This is a genomic window from Micromonospora maritima, assembly GCF_902825405.1.
Classification (GTDB): Bacteria; Actinomycetota; Actinomycetes; order Mycobacteriales; family Micromonosporaceae; genus Micromonospora; species Micromonospora maritima.
In genome coordinates this window covers 1-1,575 of sequence record NZ_CADEAU010000809.1, presented here as the reverse complement: position 1 = coordinate 1,575, position 1,575 = coordinate 1, and the positions used below count along the sequence as shown (strand labels likewise).

Genomic DNA, 1,575 nt, shown 5'->3' with positions numbered 1-1,575 from the left:
CGACGCTCTTCCGATCTGGCATCGCCGCCCGGCGGCCCAGCGCCGCCGCGACGTCGGCGAGCGCCACCGCGGGGTGGGCGTCGAGGTGGTCGCGCAGCTGCCGGGTGGCGCTCTCCAGCGCGGCCGGGGTACGGGCCGACACCGTCAGCAGGCGGGGTCCCGGCGCGGGCGGGACCGGCGGCGCGACAGGCGGTGCGGGCGGCTCCTCCAGCACCACGTGCGCGTTGGTGCCGCCCATGCCGAAGGAGCTGACCCCGGCCCGGCGCGGACCGTCGCCGGGCCACGGCCGGGCCGTGCCGTCGAGCCGGAACGGGCCGGACGCGAAGTCGATCCCCGGGTGGGGACGGTCCACGTTGATCGTCGGCGGCAGCGTCCGCGTCCACAGCGCCATCACCGTCTTGATCAGACCGGCCACCCCGGCCGCCGCGTCGGTGTGGCCGATGTTCGCCTTGACCGAGCCCAGCGCGCAGAAGCCGCGCTCGTCGGTGCCGCGCCGGAACGCCTCGGTCAGCGCGGCCACCTCGATCGGGTCGCCGAGCGTGGTGCCGGTGCCGTGCGCCTCCACGTAGCCCACCGAGCGCGGGTCCACCCGGGCGGCGGCCAGGGCGCTGCTGATCACCTCGACCTGCCCGGCGACGCCCGGCGCGGTGTAGCCGGTGCGGCGGGCCCCGTCGTTGTTGATCGCCGAGCCGCGGATCACCGCGTAGACCGTGTCGCCGGCGGCGACCGCGTCGGCCAGCCGCTTGAGCACCACCACGCCCACGCCACTGGACTCGATGCTGCCGCGCGCGTCGGCGCTGAACGGCCGGCAGTGCCCGTCGGGGGAGTAGATGCCGCCGTCGTGGTGCAGGTAGCCGCGCCGCTGGGCCGGGAAGACGCTGACGCCGCCGGCCAGGACCACGTCCGACTCACCGGCCAGCAGGCTCTGCCGGCCCAGGTGCACGGCCACCAGCGAGGTGGAGCAGGCGGTGGCCACGGTGACCGCCGGACCGGTCAGGTCGAGCTGGTAGGCGACGCGGCTGAGCAGGAAGTCCTTGTCGTTGCCGAGGGAGAGCTGGTGTTCGCTGAGCGCGCCGGTCAGCTCCGGCCGGCCGTTGAGGTGGTCGAGCAGGTAGGAGCTGCGGCCCGAGCCGGCGAAGAGGCCGACCCGACCGGGGTGCCGCGACGGGTCGTGCCCGGCGTGCTCCAGGGCGTGCCAGGCGCACTCCAGCAGCAGCCGGTGCTGCGGGTCGAGCGTCTCCGCCTCCCGGGGCGTGAAACCGAAGAACGCCGCGTCGAACTCGTCGATGCCGGGCAGGTGGGTGCCGGCGCGCACGTACGCCGGGTCGTCGATCCGGGCCGGGTCCGCGCCGTCGGCGAGCATCTCCTCGACGGTGAACTCGCGGACCGACTCCACCCCGTCGCGGACGTTGGCCCAGAACTCGTCGACCGTGCGCGCCCCCGGGAACCGGCAGGCCATGCCGACGACGGCGACGAGCGCCTCCGCCGGGCCGGCGGCCACCGTGACGCCGGCGCCCGGTGGGGCCTGCCGCGCGGGTTCCGGCTCCGCGCCGGTCGGCGTGACGGAGGCCAGGT

The 1,575-nt window shown here is 76.3% G+C and carries 1 protein-coding gene; it reads right to left on the bottom strand.

What is annotated here, in order from left to right:
* The coding region (locus HUW36_RS32490) for a type I polyketide synthase (RefSeq protein WP_217428921.1) at positions 1-1,575 on the bottom strand (1,575 nt) is incomplete at both ends.